At 35.5% G+C, this 16,926-nt stretch carries 12 protein-coding genes; all 12 read right to left on the reverse strand.

Annotated elements, in window-relative coordinates:
* Positions 1-14 precede the first annotated feature (14 nt).
* Positions 15-1,433, reverse strand: coding sequence for a Gfo/Idh/MocA family oxidoreductase (locus IEV84_RS12485; protein WP_066330095.1), 1,419 nt, complete (start codon positions 1,431-1,433; stop codon positions 15-17).
* Between the two features lie 53 nt (positions 1,434-1,486).
* The gene (locus tag IEV84_RS12490; protein ID WP_188494600.1) at positions 1,487-2,665 is read right to left on the reverse strand and encodes an alpha/beta hydrolase-fold protein; all 1,179 of its coding nucleotides are present in this window, start codon (positions 2,663-2,665) and stop codon (positions 1,487-1,489) included.
* 44 nt (positions 2,666-2,709) lie between these two features.
* Positions 2,710-3,603 carry an alpha/beta hydrolase gene (locus IEV84_RS12495; protein ID WP_083189602.1) on the reverse strand — a complete coding sequence of 298 codons (894 nt, stop codon included), beginning with the start codon at positions 3,601-3,603 and terminating at the stop codon, positions 2,710-2,712.
* A gap of 35 nt (positions 3,604-3,638) precedes the next feature.
* Complete coding sequence (locus tag IEV84_RS12500; RefSeq protein WP_188494601.1) at positions 3,639-4,793, reverse strand: alpha/beta hydrolase-fold protein; 1,155 nt, start codon at positions 4,791-4,793, stop codon at positions 3,639-3,641.
* 33 nt (positions 4,794-4,826) lie between these two features.
* On the reverse strand, positions 4,827-5,957 hold the full coding sequence (locus tag IEV84_RS12505) for an alpha/beta hydrolase-fold protein (RefSeq protein WP_188494602.1): 1,131 nt from the start codon (positions 5,955-5,957) through the stop codon (positions 4,827-4,829).
* A 69-nt stretch (positions 5,958-6,026) separates the two neighbouring features.
* Complete coding sequence (locus IEV84_RS12510) at positions 6,027-7,310, reverse strand: family 8 glycosyl hydrolase (protein WP_188494603.1); 1,284 nt, start codon at positions 7,308-7,310, stop codon at positions 6,027-6,029.
* 72 nt (positions 7,311-7,382) lie between these two features.
* Positions 7,383-8,219: a sialate O-acetylesterase gene (locus IEV84_RS12515; protein ID WP_188494604.1), complete on the reverse strand. Its 837-nt coding sequence runs from the start codon at positions 8,217-8,219 to the stop codon at positions 7,383-7,385.
* Positions 8,220-8,282: 63 nt separating this feature from the next.
* Positions 8,283-9,524 carry an SGNH/GDSL hydrolase family protein gene (locus IEV84_RS12520; protein WP_188494605.1) on the reverse strand — a complete coding sequence of 414 codons (1,242 nt, stop codon included), beginning with the start codon at positions 9,522-9,524 and terminating at the stop codon, positions 8,283-8,285.
* Between the two features lie 25 nt (positions 9,525-9,549).
* Positions 9,550-11,148 (reverse strand): glycoside hydrolase family 43 protein, encoded by a 1,599-nt coding sequence (locus tag IEV84_RS12525; RefSeq protein WP_188494606.1) that lies wholly within the window; start codon positions 11,146-11,148, stop codon positions 9,550-9,552.
* A 27-nt stretch (positions 11,149-11,175) separates the two neighbouring features.
* A complete protein-coding gene (locus IEV84_RS12530; RefSeq protein WP_229732679.1) occupies positions 11,176-14,160 on the reverse strand; it encodes a glycosyl hydrolase 115 family protein in 2,985 nt (994 codons plus the stop codon).
* Between the two features lie 110 nt (positions 14,161-14,270).
* On the reverse strand, positions 14,271-15,431 hold the full coding sequence (locus IEV84_RS12535) for an endo-1,4-beta-xylanase (RefSeq protein WP_188494607.1): 1,161 nt from the start codon (positions 15,429-15,431) through the stop codon (positions 14,271-14,273).
* 217 nt (positions 15,432-15,648) lie between these two features.
* Positions 15,649-16,851: an endo-1,4-beta-xylanase gene (locus IEV84_RS12540; protein WP_188494608.1), complete on the reverse strand. Its 1,203-nt coding sequence runs from the start codon at positions 16,849-16,851 to the stop codon at positions 15,649-15,651.
* Positions 16,852-16,926: the final 75 nt, after the last annotated feature.

A 16,926-nucleotide genomic window follows, 5' to 3' on the forward strand; every position in this document is an offset into this window, starting at 1 on the left:
TTTCTATTAAATCCTTATAGTTTGTAAAACTCTTCCCATCCTTTACGAGGAGGGACATCTGTTAATAAAGCATTAGCAAACGGATTATTGGTAATTGTTTTGGTATTTCTATCAAACTTAAGTGGTGTATTTAATCTTTGGGCAATTACTCCTAAAGAAAAAACCTGACTTAATGGTCCGAAAATTTCGAACGGTGATCTGGTTTTTTCCTTTCCTAAACAAGACAAAAGGAAATTAGCAAAATGATTAGAAGTACTTACAGGGACATTCGGTAATTTTGATTGGATTTCCTTGGCTTTCTCACTTGGAATAATACTTAAAGTACTTCCATGAGTACCTCCCTTAAAAATAAGATCATCACTGTAAATTATTTTTCCGGGATTTAATTTGGCCTCCTGCAACTTTGCACCCGCGACTGTTGGAATATTAGGATTCAATTCTGAAGTACCGTAACCAGATGGCAAAGGAGGCATATTATTTACCCCATCATACCATGTAATATTCATTGGTGGCATATTGCCTCTTTTAGGAAATTTAAATTGGATTGTGGAAGACATTGGAAAAAAATAATCATTATGACCTTCAAGTTTTATTGGATTTACTTCATAAGGCAAACCTAAATCAAGAAATTCATGAGCAGTATCTAAAATATGAGCGCCCCAGTCTCCTAATGCTCCCATTCCGAAATCGTACCAACAACGCCAGTTACCCTGATGGTATTTATCACTATAATCGTGATAAGGTCTGGCCATCAACCAGGTGTTCCAATCCATTCCTTCGGGAATTGGCTGTCCTTCTGGAAGTTTATATATATTGGGATCCCAACCATGCCATCTTCGTGGCGAATTCATGTGAGCTACTACTTCAGTCACATTTTTAATAATCCCGGCTTCTTTCCATGCTTTAAACTGAAAATAGTTTGCCTCAGAATGTCCCTGATTACCCACTTGAGTTACTAAATTAGGATGCTTTCTGGCTGCCTGCATCATCAGTTCAATTTCATAGAATGTACATGCCATTGGTTTTTCAACATAAATATGTTTTCCTAAAGACAGCGCCAACATGCAAATAGGAAAATGGGAATGATCAGGTGTACCTACCGAAACAGCTTCGATATCATTGGCTGCTTTATCAAACATTTCCCGAAAATCTTTAAATTGTTTTGCTTTTGGAAACATTGCCATAATTTCTTGTGTATGTTTAGCTCCCATATCGACATCACAAAGGGCTACAATTTCACACAAACCGGTAGCATACAAATCCTTAGCAATTTGCCCTCCTCGATTGCCAATACCTATTAAGGCTAACTTTACCTTTTCTTTTTCAACTTTTGAAACAGAACTTGCAAATAATGACGGAGCTATTGCAACTGTTGCTGAAGCTAACATTGCTTGCTTTATAAATTCACGTCTTGATTTCTCTCTTTTATTCATATTAAAATGGTGTTAAAAGCATTACTATTTTTTAGCTACTTATTCTTGTTTCACTACTGAAACAATAATGGTGCAAAAGCAAACAAATCGTGTCTCCAAACCGGCCAGCTATGTCCTCCAGGATATTCACTGTATCGGTATTTAATTCCCATTTGGTCGAATTTGCCCATCATGATTTTACAATTTTCAAAAGCAATATCCTCTTTTCCTCCCATTGAAATCCAAAATTCTTTCAAATTCGAATTAATTTTTCCAACATTCTTTTTCATGAACTCATACTGTGGCTCTGATAAAGCGGAATTATTCGCCCACCAGCCTGAACTAAAAACACCCAGAGCAGAAAAAAGCTCTGAATTTTTAATTCCTGCGTATAGTGTTTGCAATCCTCCCATCGATAAACCTGCTAAAGCTCTGTTTTTGGCATCAGTTGCCACTCTAAAATTACTTTCTACAAACGGAATTACTCCCATTTTTAACTCATTTTCGAAAGCCTTTAGTGCATTTTCATTAAAACCTGCTATTCCACCTGCATTTGGTAAATTGCCATCCAGCATTGCTATGACCATAGGTTTAACTTTGTTTTCTGCTATTAAATTATCTAAAATCAAATTAGCCTTTCCTTGAGTAGCCCATCCTCTCTGATCTTCTCCACCTCCGTGTAATAGATATAAAACAGGATATTTTTCGGTAGCTTTTTCATAGCCCGGTGGAGTATAAACATACATTTCACGCCAGGAATTAGTTGCTTTTGAAAAATAGTGTTTGATTCTGATGTCGCCATGTGGTACATTGTTTAAAGCATAAAAATCTCCTTCCTTATTTGGAATTTCAATACCACTGGCCATACGTCCCATTCCGTAAAATGTTTCGCTTGCCGGATCAGCAACTGCTACGCCATCAATTACCAAAGAATAATAATTGAATCCTTTATTGATAACATCAGTGGTTACTGTCCAAGTTCCATCTTCCCCTTTTGTCATATCGTATCTTTTACCTAAATCGATTTGGACTTTTGCTGCTTCTGGTGCTTTAATTTTAAAAACAACCCGATTGTCTTGTAATATTTGCGGATACTTCGCATTGCGGATATTCGTTTGAGCGGGAACACCTAATAATTCCTGTTGGGTTTGACTTATCGAACCTTGAGCTTTTACTGTAGCAAAATTCAAAAAGAAAAACACTCCTACTGTTAAGCCAATATTGATGTTATGCAATTCTAAAAATTTACTCATAATTGTTTTTTTTAGACCGTTGTTAATCCAATATCTGATTATTTTTACTTAGTAACAGAAGCTGTATCCAATACTGTATATTGGCTCAAAGAAGCTACATCAACTGGTTTAAACAAAAATTGAGAGAACATATACAAACCATTTTTCCAAACTTTAAAATCATGGCCTCCTGGCTCTAAATAATATACGTGCGGAACGTTTTTTTCCAATAAATAATCGTGTAAACGCTTACCGTAAGTAATTAAACCATCTTTGTCACCACAGGAAATCCAAAGTAATTTTAATTTTTTCTTGGTTTCTTCCGGATTAGGCACTAAGACTTCCGGCATTTTAGTATTTGGTGCCGAAGAGAAACCTCCAACCCAGGCAAATTTGTCTAAATTTCCTAAACCAAAATTCAATGATTGTCCGCCACCCATAGAAAGTCCTGCAATGGCGCGATTTTCTCTATCTGTAAAGGTTGGATATGTTTTTTCGATAAACGGAATTAAATCATCCAACAAGTCTCTTTCAAAAGTGGCAAAGCCCTGAACTTTGTCTGGAGCCATAATATTTCCAGTTGCTCGGTCATCTTTAATAGCACGACCGTTTGGCAATACCACAATCATCGGCTTGATTTTTCCTTCGGCAAATAAGTTATCCAATATTATTTGCGGTGTTCCTCCTTTTAACCATTCTTTTTCATCTCCACCAATCCCATGCAGTAAATATAAAACCGGATATTTTTTATCTTTTGAAAATCCAGGAGTTTTATAAACCAAAGCTTTTCTTGTCGTACCCACTGTTTTTGAATCATAAGCGATGGTATCTATTGTACCATGAGCAATGGCTGCTCTTTCCTGATCAAACCCCTTTGGTCCTTCTTTTTCGATTTTTTGTGCAACAACAATTAGATTACACATAAAAAGCATTGTTGCTGTAACAATAATTTTTTTCATTTTTTTATTTTTAGGTTGGTTGATAATTCGTTTTTTTATTGAAATAATTTAGCTGCAAATTGATTCAAGCATCTTCTCCAGGTTAGCCATTCATGAGCTGTTTCAGGAGATTCATAATAGGCATATTTAATTCCTTGCTTTTCTAACATTGTTCTGAATGCACCCACTGATCCCGGAAATGGACTAGGCTCTTTTGTTCCTAATCCCAGCCAAAAAAGTTTTATTTGCTTATTGAGTGCATTTGCATCTTTAAATTTTCCATCTAAAAAAGTGTTCACGTCAATGGCATCAGCACTCGGATAGTTTGAAGTTCCACTAAATCCTCCATAATAAGAAAAAGTATCCAGATTATTCATCATGATTCGCATAGTCTGATTGGCACCCATAGAAAGCCCTGCAACGGCTCTGTTTTCACGATTAGCGATAGTACGAAACTTGGCATCAATCATTGGAATAATTTCATTGATTACCACTTCTTCGAATACTGATTCCGGACGAGCAGTATTGCTTTGAGGTTTGTAAGCATAACCATTATCCATAACTACAATCATTGGGACTGCTTTTTTAGCTGCAATCAAATTATCCAATATCAAATTGGCTTTTCCCTGAACTGCCCATCCTGTTTCGTCCTCAAAACTTCCGTGTTGTAAATAAAGTACAGGAAAACGTGTTTTTGTATCGGTATTATAATTTGCAGGAGTATAAACAAAACAGCGTCTAAACGAATTGGTTAATTTAGAGAAATAAATATTTTCACTTACTAAACCATGAGGAACGTCTTTCATAGCATAAAAGTCTCTGTCTGATGCCGGAATTTCTATTGCACTTCCTAAACGACCTGCACCGTAAAAATATACTGTTCCCGGATCAGGAACTGATGCTCCGTCAATATTGAGTTGGTAATAATGAAAGCCTTCATCCTGAGGATTAGAAACTCCAGTCCAGACTCCTTTTTCATCTTTTACCATATCATATTTAGTTCCGCCAAGATCCAACTGAACTTTATTTGCCTGAGGAGCAAGAATACTGGCTCTCACGCGACCTTGAGAATTCACCTGAGGGTACAATTTCCCTTGCTGATTTACTGACGAAGGAACAAAATCTTCAACAACTTCAGTCGATACTGATTGTGAAAAAGAAGTATTTGTGATGATTGCAATAACGAAAACAATAATAGAATTTACTTTCATTTTAAAATACTTTATTTGATTTACTAAAAAGAATTATTTCTTATTCAAAAACAAAAGTGGTGCTAATTCCTTGAAACTACGTCTCCATGTTTGAAATTCGTGTCCGGTTCCTTCTGAAACATAAGAAACGGCATTGAAGTTGGCATTTTTAAGTTCTGTTACAGCATTTTTAACTCCATCTGGACGCTCTTTACTTCCACAGCTTAAAAAGACAAGTTTAACCTTTGATTTGTCTTTAATATCCTCTGGTTTATAAGTTCCTCCGCTTAAAAGCGCATAATGAGAAAAAACATCCGGTTTATTTAGTGTTATCGTTTTTGTTTCCATACCTCCCATTGAAAGTCCTGCCATAGCACGATTTTCTTGATTAGCCAGTGTACGGAAATTTGAATCTACATACGGAATTAATTCATCAACAAGAACAGTTTGAAAAGGTTCTATTTTAAAACTTGCCATACCTCCCCATTTTACTTCATTAGTCATTCCATAAGTCATAACAATGATAAATGGTTTGATTTTTCCTTCGGCAATCAAATTATCCATAATTAAATTCACACGTCCCTGATTGCTCCAGGCGGTTTCATCTTCTCCCCAACCATGTTGCAAATACAAAACCGGAAAACGTTTTGATTGTTCTTTAGCATAAGTGGGTGGTGTATAAACATAAGCACGGCGTGAAGTATTAGTGCTATTTGACGGGAAAAGAATTTGCTGAACATTGCCATGAGGAACATTTTTCAACGCATAAAAATCCTGATCGTGAGCTGGAATTTCTATCCCGCTTTCCCATCGGGTAGAACCATAAAAATTTAATGCTCCGGGATCATTAAAAACACCTCCGTCAACTGTTACATGATAATAATGAAATCCTTCGTCCATAGGACCAGCAGTTGTTCCTGTCCATACTCCATTTTCTGCTTTAGCAAGTTCAGTTCCTCCTTTTGCTCCTCCCAATCCTAAACTTACAACAACTGATTTAGCATCAGGTGCCTTAATCTGAAATCGTGCATAGCCTTGAGAATTCACTTGCGGGTATTCTTGTCCCGGTTGATTTACTGTTGAAGCTTTGAAATCTTCAATTATTTTTACTGGTTCATTTTGTGCACTAATTAATGAGCTCATTAAAGTCATCGATAACACAATCAAAAAGTTATACTGTTTCATAATTTTGGTTCTTTTTTTAAATTGGAGTAATACTATTTTTCTATTTCTTTTATTTCCTTGTAATAAAATTTAATGCACTTGTGGTGTGATTATTTTATAGTTTCCGCTTAAGTGCATCAAACTAAAAAGATACATCAAACCATCATAATAAGGGTCAAAATAACCATCCTCATAAGGTTCTAACTTCGCATTCCAAACAGCGTGTACAAAATCTAAACTTCCCTTTTCATCATTTATTAATGCTGTCGTTGCTGCAGTGGAAACTAACCCAATAGAATGTCTTAGTTTTTTCACTGGACCTGCTTGTAAAATAAATTCCGGTGTTGAACCGTCAAGATTGAATTGGTCCTCATAAGTATCCATACCTTTTGATCTTAGAAAATTTTGGAAACGGACAGCATATTCTTTCTGCCATTTTTTGTCCTTACCAAACCAAGCATAATCCATAGCAATATTCATAGGAACACGCCAGGAATCATATCGAAATCCTGCCGGCATCCAACGTGTAGGATGAGGCTCTCCACTAAATTCAGTATAATCGGAATTAAGCGCTGTTACAGGATGTGTTGCTCTATGAAAAAATACTCTTGAAGTATCTGCGCAGGCCTTATAAAATTCTTCATGACCATCTTTGGCATATTCCGACCAAACTTCATAAAAAGCAGGTAAATGATAGGATGGATCTGTCCAATTGTAACTATTTCCCTCAGGGACAAAAGTTATTTGTTTGTGTTCCGTATTGATAAGATTGTAAATATTTCCCGTCCCATCTTTTTTCCACATAGCGTCTAATATGCGTCTGGCTTCCTTGTAATAATTGATTCCTGTGTCATTTCCCCATTTATTAGAAGCAAATAAAAGACTGGTTATATAATACAATTCTCCATCAGATGCTGAACCCGGAGAATTTTGTTTCATTGTAACCGGATTGAAACTCCATGCAAAATAGCCTTCTCTTGGACCACTTTGATGCTGAAGATAGGTTTTTGAAAACCTCCAAATCCGGTCAAAAACATCTTTTTTATCCAGCTGGACAGCAACCATCATTCCGTATGACATACCTTCAGTTCTTGCATCCTTATTTTTTACATCAGACACATAAGCCATTGTATCTCCAACAGTAAAATAAACACTATTAGGTCCTTCAAAAATATCATAATAGGCTTTTGAAAGTTTTTTGTCAATAGCTTCTTTTTTATATCCTGATTCTAAAAAAATATTTCTGTATTTAATATTTTCGAATGTTCTCGTTGATTTTTTAGTTTGAGCAAAAAACATAGAAGAGAATAAAATTGCCGTTAAAAACAAACCTATTTTATGAATATCTGGATATAAATACTTGTGGTTTTTCATTCAATTAATTGGTTTATTTTGGTTGGTAATCAATAGTATTTTAATCTCTTTGTACTGCTGTTTTTCTTACTACTATTTTAACAAAGTCAACATCTTATTAGCATATCGTTTTCCTAATTCTCTGTATCCGGCAGCATCAAAATGCAAATTATCTTTACCATCCGTACATCCTTTAGATGAAATCACATAAGAATTAGGAATAGTTTCCGGAAGCGTAGCAATAATTGTATTCATACTGGCACATATTCCGCCTTGATCAGCATTAACCACTTCTCCAGCCAATAATGGTACTTTTTTAGGATCGAGATTCAAATCTTTCATCAAGTTATCATAAACAATTTTGACCTTTTTTGTCCAAAGTGTATCCCCCGTATTTGACTCTCCCTGATGTAACAAAATTCCTTTTATCACTCCGCTTTTTTGAGCATTTTTTGCCATTTCAACTAATCTGCCATAAGGATCTCCATCGTATTCTTTGACCATCCCTTTCATCCAATCAGGAGCTGTCGTCATATAGTTTTCATATTTATCCTTGTCAAAAAGTTCTATTTTGCAACCTCCAACAGCTACATTAATGATTCCTACTTTTACCTTTTTAGGAAGATTTTCGACCATTGTTCTTCCAAAAAAATCCGTGAGTGTTAAACCTGTTTTGCATCGACACAATGGTGGAACGGCTGTGTACCATTTTCCCATTTCACGACCCAATTCCGGACAATTTACTGCTTCCAAAACCTGAAAACGACCATCAACTTCAACTGTGTCCTTAGGTTCTATTTTAGCAGCACCCTCCATATTCGATTGTCCAAAACTCAAATAAATTTGAAAATTTTTATCCTGTGAATAAGAATGTTGCCCCACTAAGATTAGTACCAATACTAAAACATAATTTTTAATTTCTTTTTTCATCTTTTTCTATAATTTGTTATTTCAAAATTCTAATTTGTCGATAGCAAAAAACTAATACTGTAGTTATTTGAACAATTCTAAATCAATCATATCCCCCATTCTTTTATAACCTAATTCATTGGGATGTAAAAAATCATTGTCGTGCATATTGGATAAAATAGTCTTAGAACCAGGCTCAGAAACCATAGCTTTATCAAAATCAATTACAGCATCAAAACCACTGGTTTTATTTCGAATCCAGGCATTTACAATATCTCTTGCTTCTTGTTTGAATGGCGCATCATAAAAAGATTTTGCAAATGGCAAAATAGTACAACCATAGACTTTAATTCCTTTAGCATGTGCTTTGTCAATCATTACTTTATAAGCATCAATCAGTTCTTGTGCTCTTACAGGAGCATCTTCTGCCCGTTTAATTCCGCCAATATCATTTATCCCTTCGAGAAGAACTAACCATTTTGCACCTGCTTGGTACAACACATCCCTGTCAAAACGATTCAATGCCGTAGGTCCTAATCCTCCTCTAACGACACAATTCCCTCCAATTCCTAAGTTCAAAACTCCAATATTCGCTGTACTTTTATCAGCTAATAAACGAGCAGATAAAATATCTGTCCATCTGTTTTGTTTATTCGTTCCCGATCCACGACCGTCGGTAATGGAATTACCTAAACAAACTATGGTTGCCGATTCTTTAGGAGCAATTACATCTACCTCCATAATGGAATACCAATGATCTGTTTTTATTGCTCCAGCAAAATCTACATTATTGAGCTGATCTCCCTCTAAAATGTAAGAAGTAGTTCGAGAGCCCGGATGTCCTGATGTTTTTTGCGAAGTTGCTCCATAATGAATCGTAATGGCCAAAAGTTGGCCAGGCTGTAAAGCAAAATCAAAGGCATCTGAAAAAACTTGCTGTTCAGGATTCATTGTTATACCAGCATTTCCATTGAAGCTAAGTGTTTTTTGAGATTTTCCGTCAATAACAGCTCCTTCCACAACATTTGCAATACTCACCGATTTTAAAACCGTGGGCTGATCACTAAATATATTTGAAAAACGCAATCGCATCTGCTTTCCTCCTATCGAAACTCTGATAATTTGTCTGAGTGTATTATCTGTAAGTCCGGGAGCCGGCGGCATATTATTAGGCTCTACCAACATTTGTGCTGTAGCCCATGTACCAACCCAATTTAGAGTACTTGTTTTTTTAGTCTCTTTTATTAATGACTGATTGGATTTACATCCTACAACAAAAATGAAGAGATTAAAAAATAATAAATATTTAAAATATCTTTTTTTCATCTTTACCTTTTTTAAAATTGAAAAATTACTTCGTATTCCTATCATATTTGAAAAAATCGACATCAACATAGCCTCCGGTAGTCTTTGTAGCATAATTGAAAATGGCAAACTTGGTTCCCATAAAAAGTTTTTTATAATCAAAAATCATTTTAAACTCTGCTCCTATTTTAGTCCAATTTTTATTATCGAAACTATAATAGTATGTAGCCAAGTCTTTATTCAAATTAAAATCACCATCAATACGCAGATAAACAAGGTTTTTAGCTAATTCAACACGTGCTTTTTCATCCACCTCAACATTAAGTATTGCTTTTGTTTTATTATCTAAATCAACAACATTCGTTGACATTGTCAAATACTTTTTATTACCGTCCATAACAACAGATAAAAGTCCTGAATGTCCGTTAAATGCACTAAAGCCAGCCACATCTCCATCTTTCATTTTAGAAATATCCATTGCTATTATTCCACTGCATTTTGGTCCTTCCATACGTTGTGTAATAGTATTAGGCGCAGCGTATAAATTAGTAACAATTCTATCTGTTTTCAATCTAAGAAAGCCATTTCGCTCTGTTAATGACCAGGCATTATCAATAGGATTATGATTCCATTGCCAATTAATTTTTAGTTGTTTCTTAGAAAAATCATCACTTTCTACAATACGTTTTCCAGAATCAACCGGCTTTAGAGGAACTTCGGCAGTCAATGGCACTTTTCCATTTTTATCTCCTAACATTGGCCAGCCTTCTTCCCAACGTACAGGCATTAATAAAGGTACACGTCCTACAGCTCCGCGATCCTGAAAAATTAAAGCATGCCAATTACCATTTTTATCATCAATAACACAACCTTGTCCTGCATAAGGGAAACCAGCAAAATTATCCTCCAGAATTACCTTTTTTTCATATGGTCCGGTAATATTATCGGCTCTATAACAAACTTGTCGGCGAGGTTTACCCCTTGGCCAGGAAATCATAAGCAAATAATATTTTCCGTTATACTTAACAACCTGATTTCCTTCTAAAAGCCCTGTTTCGTCAGCATCTTTCTGAAAAATATCCTGATTAATTCCTCCTTGTTTTACATCCGAAAGATCTTTATTCAACTCAATTATCTTTGTTCCAGTAAAAACAAAAGCGCGGTCATCGTCGTCAAAAAACAATGAAGCATCGTGGAAATGTTTTGTTCTTGTGACCAATTTCCAATTTCCTGTTTTAGGATTATCTGTTACATAGATATAGGACTTGAATGGTTCATCATTAGGTGAAAAAAGAACATAATATTTTCCTTTATGATAACGAATAGATGATGCCCATTGTCCGCGTCCGTAAACGGTACCATTCAGCAAATCATATTTAGAATTATCAGTAAGACGATTAAACACATAACTACCTATTTCCCAATGTACCAAATCCTTAGACGTCATAACCGGAGCTCCGGGCATAAGGTGCATAGTAGTGCTAATCAAATAAAAATCACTTCCTGATCGTGTAATAGACATGTCGGGCACATCAGCCCACATCATAGGATTTGTATATGGTGTACTATCACTTTTTTTTGTTTGTTGTGCAATACAACCACAATAAACTAAAGCAAATAATAATAAAATTGAATTTTTATTCATCGTTTTAATTACATTAATTTTATAAAATTATTTCACATTATGTTGCATCGGAATCGGTCCAAAATAGCTTGAATGTGCATTATCAGGATTCACAACAATTTTCTCCAGAACTACTTCCGGATCAATCATGTAAACTTTTAATGTATGAATTCCTGGCTCATCAACTTGTAGCTCTGTATCTAACCATCTTAAATTATCAAAGACTTCACTTCGACGTTGTTTAGCATTTCCATTTAAATAAATATCCTTATTTAAAGGAGGAAGCGGCTTTAACACTTTTGAATGTGCTAAATTACTGGGTGTGTATTCTCCAAAAGTATCTACTAAGCCTTTTCGGGCATCGATAATTACCGGAGTTTGATTGTCTAAAGCCACAGCAATTCTCAATCCTCTGGCTGGATTTATATCCTGAGTTGGGAGCATCCCTAAACAAACAGTAGCTTTTCCTTTTTTTGAAAGAAGCACTTTATATTCTAACCGAGGTGCTGATTCTGGAGTTGCACTTGGAGCTGTTACCGGACTGATTCCCATACTAGCATCCGATCTTCCTAAATCGGTCAAAGTAACCCATTTTGCAAATTTTCCCGGAACACTTGCATTGTACTTACTTGAAGGTATAGAAAATTCTCCTGTTAAACTTCCAAAATAAGGTTCATTAATTTTTGGGGCTGCTGTTTTTACAACATTAAGTTGCACTGGTATCGTTTTGTTCCCTTGGCTAATTTCAATCAAACCGTCAAAAGTACCATCTGCTAAAGCATTCCAATCAATGGCTACCTCAATGCGGGTTTCTTTTTCTACAGTCCCTTTAGACTGACTCAATTTAATCCAAGTTTTATTTGCTTTAGCAGTAAATTCAAACTTTCCAAGACCCCGATTATACACATCAATATAATAGCTGGATTTAGCCAATCCGTCAAATACTGGCAATATCGCTTTATCGGTAGTATTTGGCCAAGACAATTCAGATCCTTCTATGGCTACTCCCATCGTTGGTTCTGATAAAGGAGTAACTTCTTTTATTTGAGGAATTACATTGGATTTAGGCATTGACCACATTTTATATTCCATATGAACATCGCTCATCATATTTTTCCACTTCCCATTAGACATTATAGTATTATAATAATCACTTAATTTTTTGTCTTCCTCAAAAAGTTCTTGGGTACGTTTGTAGAAATCATTTGCACTCACTCTGCCTTGTTTGGCAAAAAGCATATTTTTATCGGATGCAAGATACATTTCAGCGACACCTGCCGAAGCTTTTGCAGGATACAATACTAATTGATAATAAGCATCTTGAGCATCGGCAGGGATTTTTGATTTCAATTGATCTGCTTTATCAGCTACTGCTCTCCAAAGTTGTAAAACGCTATCCGATTCGTGGTTATTAACGATGCTAAAAACATTAGCAACCTGTACTTCTGGCTTACGCCAAAGATTGTATTTAGCATATTTAGATACGATATCTGCTACTTCTACAGCATTTTCTTTTCCAAATATTTTGCTAGCCCAATCAATTGTATAATCCAATGTTTTATTAGCAGGAATCGCATCTGGATTCCAAGCAAAATGCATAATAAAATCAATAGGAAGTTCTTTAGGTTTAAGATCACCAACATTGACAATCCATAATTTATCAAGTCCTGATTGGTAAGCCAGATTAAATTGCTCCTGTAGTTTAGGAATTGTAGTTGTATTGATCCAACGGTCGTTCCAAGGACCTCCGTTCATATCGATATGATAATACAGTCCACCGCCACCTATTCTATTTTTCACTTTTTCTTTTTCTGGATATGTACGACGAATTTGTCCCCAATTATTATCACAAAACAGAAGAATTACATCATCGGGAACTTTTAATCCCGCATCATAATAACGCTGCACTTCTGTAAATATGGCCCAAACCTGAGGATGGTTTTCAGGAGTATCATTATATACTTTTTGAATAATTTCTCTTTGTTTCTTAATCACATTTTGTAAAGTTTGGATGTTCTTTAAATCATCGCCTTCTCCCATTGCCACATCACCTTCACCACGCATTCCAATAGTGATTAGGTTATCAAAATTTTTATTACGTTCTAATCCATCATAAAAAAATTGACTAATGTTTTTTTCATTCGTTTCAAAATTCCATTCACCTATTTCCTTCTTTCTATCCGTGTATTCTTTTTGAGAACGCATCATCGGTTCGTGATGTGAAGTTCCCATTACAATTCCATATTCATCAGCAACTACCGGATTAAGCGGATCGTCTTCATTAAACGACTTCCCCCACATTGCCGGCCACAAATAATTGGCTTTTAAACGCAAAAGCAATTCAAACATGGTGGCATACATCTTAGAATTAATTCCGCCATAAGCTCCTCTCGCCCATTGAGCAAACGAAGGCTCTTCATCATTGATGAAAATTCCACGGTATTTTACTTTTGGAGAATCTTGAAAATATTTACCTGCTTTGATGTAAAGCTCTTTTGCTTTTTTAGCGGGTACATCAGCCCAAAAGTACCATGGGGACACTCCTATTTTTTCCGAAATATCATAAATACCATAAATAGTACCTCTTTTATCACTGCCTGCAATTACTAACTGACCATCAACAGTCTGGATTAAAAATGATTCCCATTTACCTTTTATACTGGAAACATCAATTTTTTTAGTCGCAATTAATTTATCGATAATGCTACTTCTACCAATAGTTCCCACAACAATTGAGTTTTTTTCAGGTTTGCCATTTTCAAAGACTGGAGAAGCTATTCCAGTTACTTTTCGGGTATCGTCACCTAAATCTTTTGCAGCACGAATCACACCTTTCCAATCCTTTGGATCAACATAAATTGAAGTTGATTTGCCATTCGCCACAATTGTAAAAGCCTTCGCTTCCATTTGATTTAAAACATAATTAGCCGGAGTTCTCTGGTCGCTTTTTTTAATGGATTGACCAAATGTACTTGCCACTAAAAACAATACTAGTGAAGACGAATAAAGTTTTATTCTGGATTGAAGATTCATATAATGTATGTTATATATTTTTTAAAATTTGTGATGATTTAGTACTAATTGTTATTGATGTGATAAAGGCACTTCTATTTAGAAGTCTGTTTGTTGTTACTAAAACCAAATTATTTTTTAGGAACATTCACAACGGCTTCAAACGCCCGTTTTGGTTTTTTGTTTCTATCATACAACAACGGATAATTCGTTCTTTTGTCAATAGGGTAATCATTTTTCCAAGACATACCATCGTGCAATCCCCAAACTGTAACACGATCTATTTTATCTCTTTTTTTATAAAAAATCTCAAATAATTCAGCATATCTGTCAGCCAATGCTTTTTGTTGTGCTTCAGGTAATTCTTTTTGATAGGGATCCAAGAATGTCTTGAATTCTTCTAATTGAAACTGCGGATGCAACATTCCTGTACCTATAATTTGCCCCTCTTTGGTTAACGGCAATACATCTACATCCAACTCTGTAATCATCACTTTTATACCAAGAGTAGCAAAAGAATCTATTGCCGCTTCAATATATTCTGTTTTAGGATAATTGAGCCCCCAATGCCCTTGAATGCCAACACCATCAATTCTTATTTTTTCTTTTTGAAGCATTCTTACTAGGCGCATAATTCCATCTCTTTTTTCTGGTCGCCAAACATTAAAATCATTATAATAAAGTTCGGTATTAGGTGCATATTCACTAGCAAACTTAAAAGCATTTTTTACTAATTCATCTCCACTTCCCACACTTTTTACCCAAGCCGTTGTACTTCGATACGATCCATCATTATCAATCACTTCGTTCACCACATCCCAGGCCTGCACTTTTCCAGCATATCTTCCTGCCACTGTTTTGATGTACTCTCGCAAGCGTTCGATTTGGGCTTTGGGTGTATTAGGATTTCCATTTTTATCTTGAAAAAACCAAGCTGGAGTTTGATTGTGCCAAACTAAAGTATGTCCTAAGGTAAACAAATGATTTTTTTGACCAAAGGCAACATAGTCATCTGCTGGTTTAAAATTATAAACTCCTGGTTCAGGATTTATTACCTCCGCTTTCATTACATTTTCAGGTGTAATGGTATTAAATTGTTCTAAAATAATTTTTTGTGAAACTTTATCTTTACCTGACGAAACTTCTTCATTAACAGCACAACCCATTAGAAAAGCATCTTTATATGAAGTCTTTAATGTTGTAGTGTTTTTACTTTTATTCGTTTTTGTAGTACAACCTAAGAAAACCAAACTAATAAGAATTACACTAAAAAAAGGGCCTATTTTTTTCATATTAATTTTAAAATTACAACCGATTGTGTAAATATATAAAATATTATTGCTCAGCTTATCTATTCTACTTCATTTATTCGATATTAAATAATAGAATCCTGCTATATGTTATTCTATTTTGCTGCTGAAAATGTGCTTAAAAGTTACTCTTTGATTAACCTCTTAAACTCATTATAAGTTTAGTATTTAATTAAACTAGTTTTGATATTAACAGAATTTATTTAGTCAAACTTGTCTCAATAACTGCTTTGTAGGCTGGCTTAGGGTTCAACTCTCCATCAAACAAAAGCGCATCTTGCCCTCTACGCCAAGATTTAGTATCACTCAATCCCCAGAAAGTTACACGGTCGATTACATCTGAATGACGCATAAAAATTTCGAACAACTTTTTATATACCTCTGCTTGCTTTTGATAGTTCTCAGCCGGGATTTTTTTCTCTCCTTGATTTACTCCCATAGCACCACTATTATCTCCAGTTGCAGTTACATCTAATTCAGTAATAGAAACTCTCAAGCCCAGAGACGCATAGTTTTCAATAGCTTTTTCAACATCAGCTAAATTAGTATCCAAGTGCCAATGTCCCTGAATTCCAACACCGGTGATTGGAGCACCTTCTGCAATAAGTCGCTTGAGTAATAACATAGAACTGGCGTGTTTCCCTTTGTTTTCAACTGCACCTTGTTCAATATTATAATCGTTGTAGTACAACTGCGCTTTGGGATCTGCTTCGTGTGCCCACTTAAAAGCCATTGTTATAACTTCGGGACCAACATATTTATACCAACTGAAAGTGCGAAGATTTTCTGTTTTGCCGTCACCGCCATCGGCAATCGATTCATTAAAGACATCCCAGCCAACAACTCGTCCTTTGTATCGTCCAGCCACAGTCGCAATATGTTTTTTTAAACGTTCCAAAACGACTTCTTTACTCGCGATCGGACCTGTAATCTCACCCCTGTTGCGGCGAGGGCCATTAGCACTCGTTGTTGGCGTAGTCGCAGTTGGGGCAGGTGCAACAGCTGGAGCTATTTCTCCGGAAGCTGAACTTTTATCTTGAAAAAACCACTGAGGGGTTTGACCATGCCAAGCCAAGGTATGCCCCCAAACCTTTAAACCATTCTTCTTACTCCAATCAACCATTGCATCGGTAGTTACGAAGTTGTAGGTATCTTCGGTAGGATGAATAGGCTGTGGTTTCATACAATTTTCTGGCGTAACAATATCATATTGTGCTCTGATACTTGCTTGATAGGCTTCGGAATTCGAACTTAAATCATCGGCACATCCTATCAAGAACTTCCCTTTAAATGCTTGTTTTAAAGTTTTTAGAGATGACGAATTGTTATTATCCTGAGCAAAAAGACTGGTAGTCAGCACTCCACTTAAGATTAAGCTTGTGATCCATTTTTTATTTATCATAATTCTATTTTTTGGTTTATAAACAAATAAGTCTGTTAATACTTTGGTTGATTTGCTTTTTTTTGCCGCCTATGA

Source organism: Flavobacterium palustre (assembly GCF_014639535.1).
GTDB classification, from domain to species: Bacteria; Bacteroidota; Bacteroidia; order Flavobacteriales; family Flavobacteriaceae; genus Flavobacterium; species Flavobacterium palustre.

Bases quoted from the DNA above. Each gene is read 5' to 3' on its own strand.
- IEV84_RS12490 (WP_188494600.1), bottom strand. From the start codon at position 2,665: ATGAGTAAATTTTTAGAATTGCATAACATCAATATTGGCTTAACAGTA.
- IEV84_RS12505 (WP_188494602.1), bottom strand. From the start codon at position 5,957: ATGAAACAGTATAACTTTTTGATTGTGTTATCGATGACTTTAATGAGC.
- IEV84_RS12515 (WP_188494604.1), bottom strand. From the start codon at position 8,219: ATGAAAAAAGAAATTAAAAATTATGTTTTAGTATTGGTACTAATCTTA.
- IEV84_RS12495 (WP_083189602.1), bottom strand. From the start codon at position 3,603: ATGAAAAAAATTATTGTTACAGCAACAATGCTTTTTATGTGTAATCTA.
- IEV84_RS12530 (WP_229732679.1), bottom strand. From the start codon at position 14,160: ATGAATCTTCAATCCAGAATAAAACTTTATTCGTCTTCACTAGTATTG.
- IEV84_RS12510 (WP_188494603.1), bottom strand. From the start codon at position 7,310: ATGAAAAACCACAAGTATTTATATCCAGATATTCATAAAATAGGTTTG.
- IEV84_RS12485 (WP_066330095.1), bottom strand. From the start codon at position 1,433: ATGAATAAAAGAGAGAAATCAAGACGTGAATTTATAAAGCAAGCAATG.
- IEV84_RS12540 (WP_188494608.1), bottom strand. From the start codon at position 16,851: ATGATAAATAAAAAATGGATCACAAGCTTAATCTTAAGTGGAGTGCTG.
- IEV84_RS12500 (WP_188494601.1), bottom strand. From the start codon at position 4,793: ATGAAAGTAAATTCTATTATTGTTTTCGTTATTGCAATCATCACAAAT.
- IEV84_RS12525 (WP_188494606.1), bottom strand. From the start codon at position 11,148: ATGAATAAAAATTCAATTTTATTATTATTTGCTTTAGTTTATTGTGGT.
- IEV84_RS12520 (WP_188494605.1), bottom strand. From the start codon at position 9,524: ATGAAAAAAAGATATTTTAAATATTTATTATTTTTTAATCTCTTCATT.
- IEV84_RS12535 (WP_188494607.1), bottom strand. From the start codon at position 15,431: ATGAAAAAAATAGGCCCTTTTTTTAGTGTAATTCTTATTAGTTTGGTT.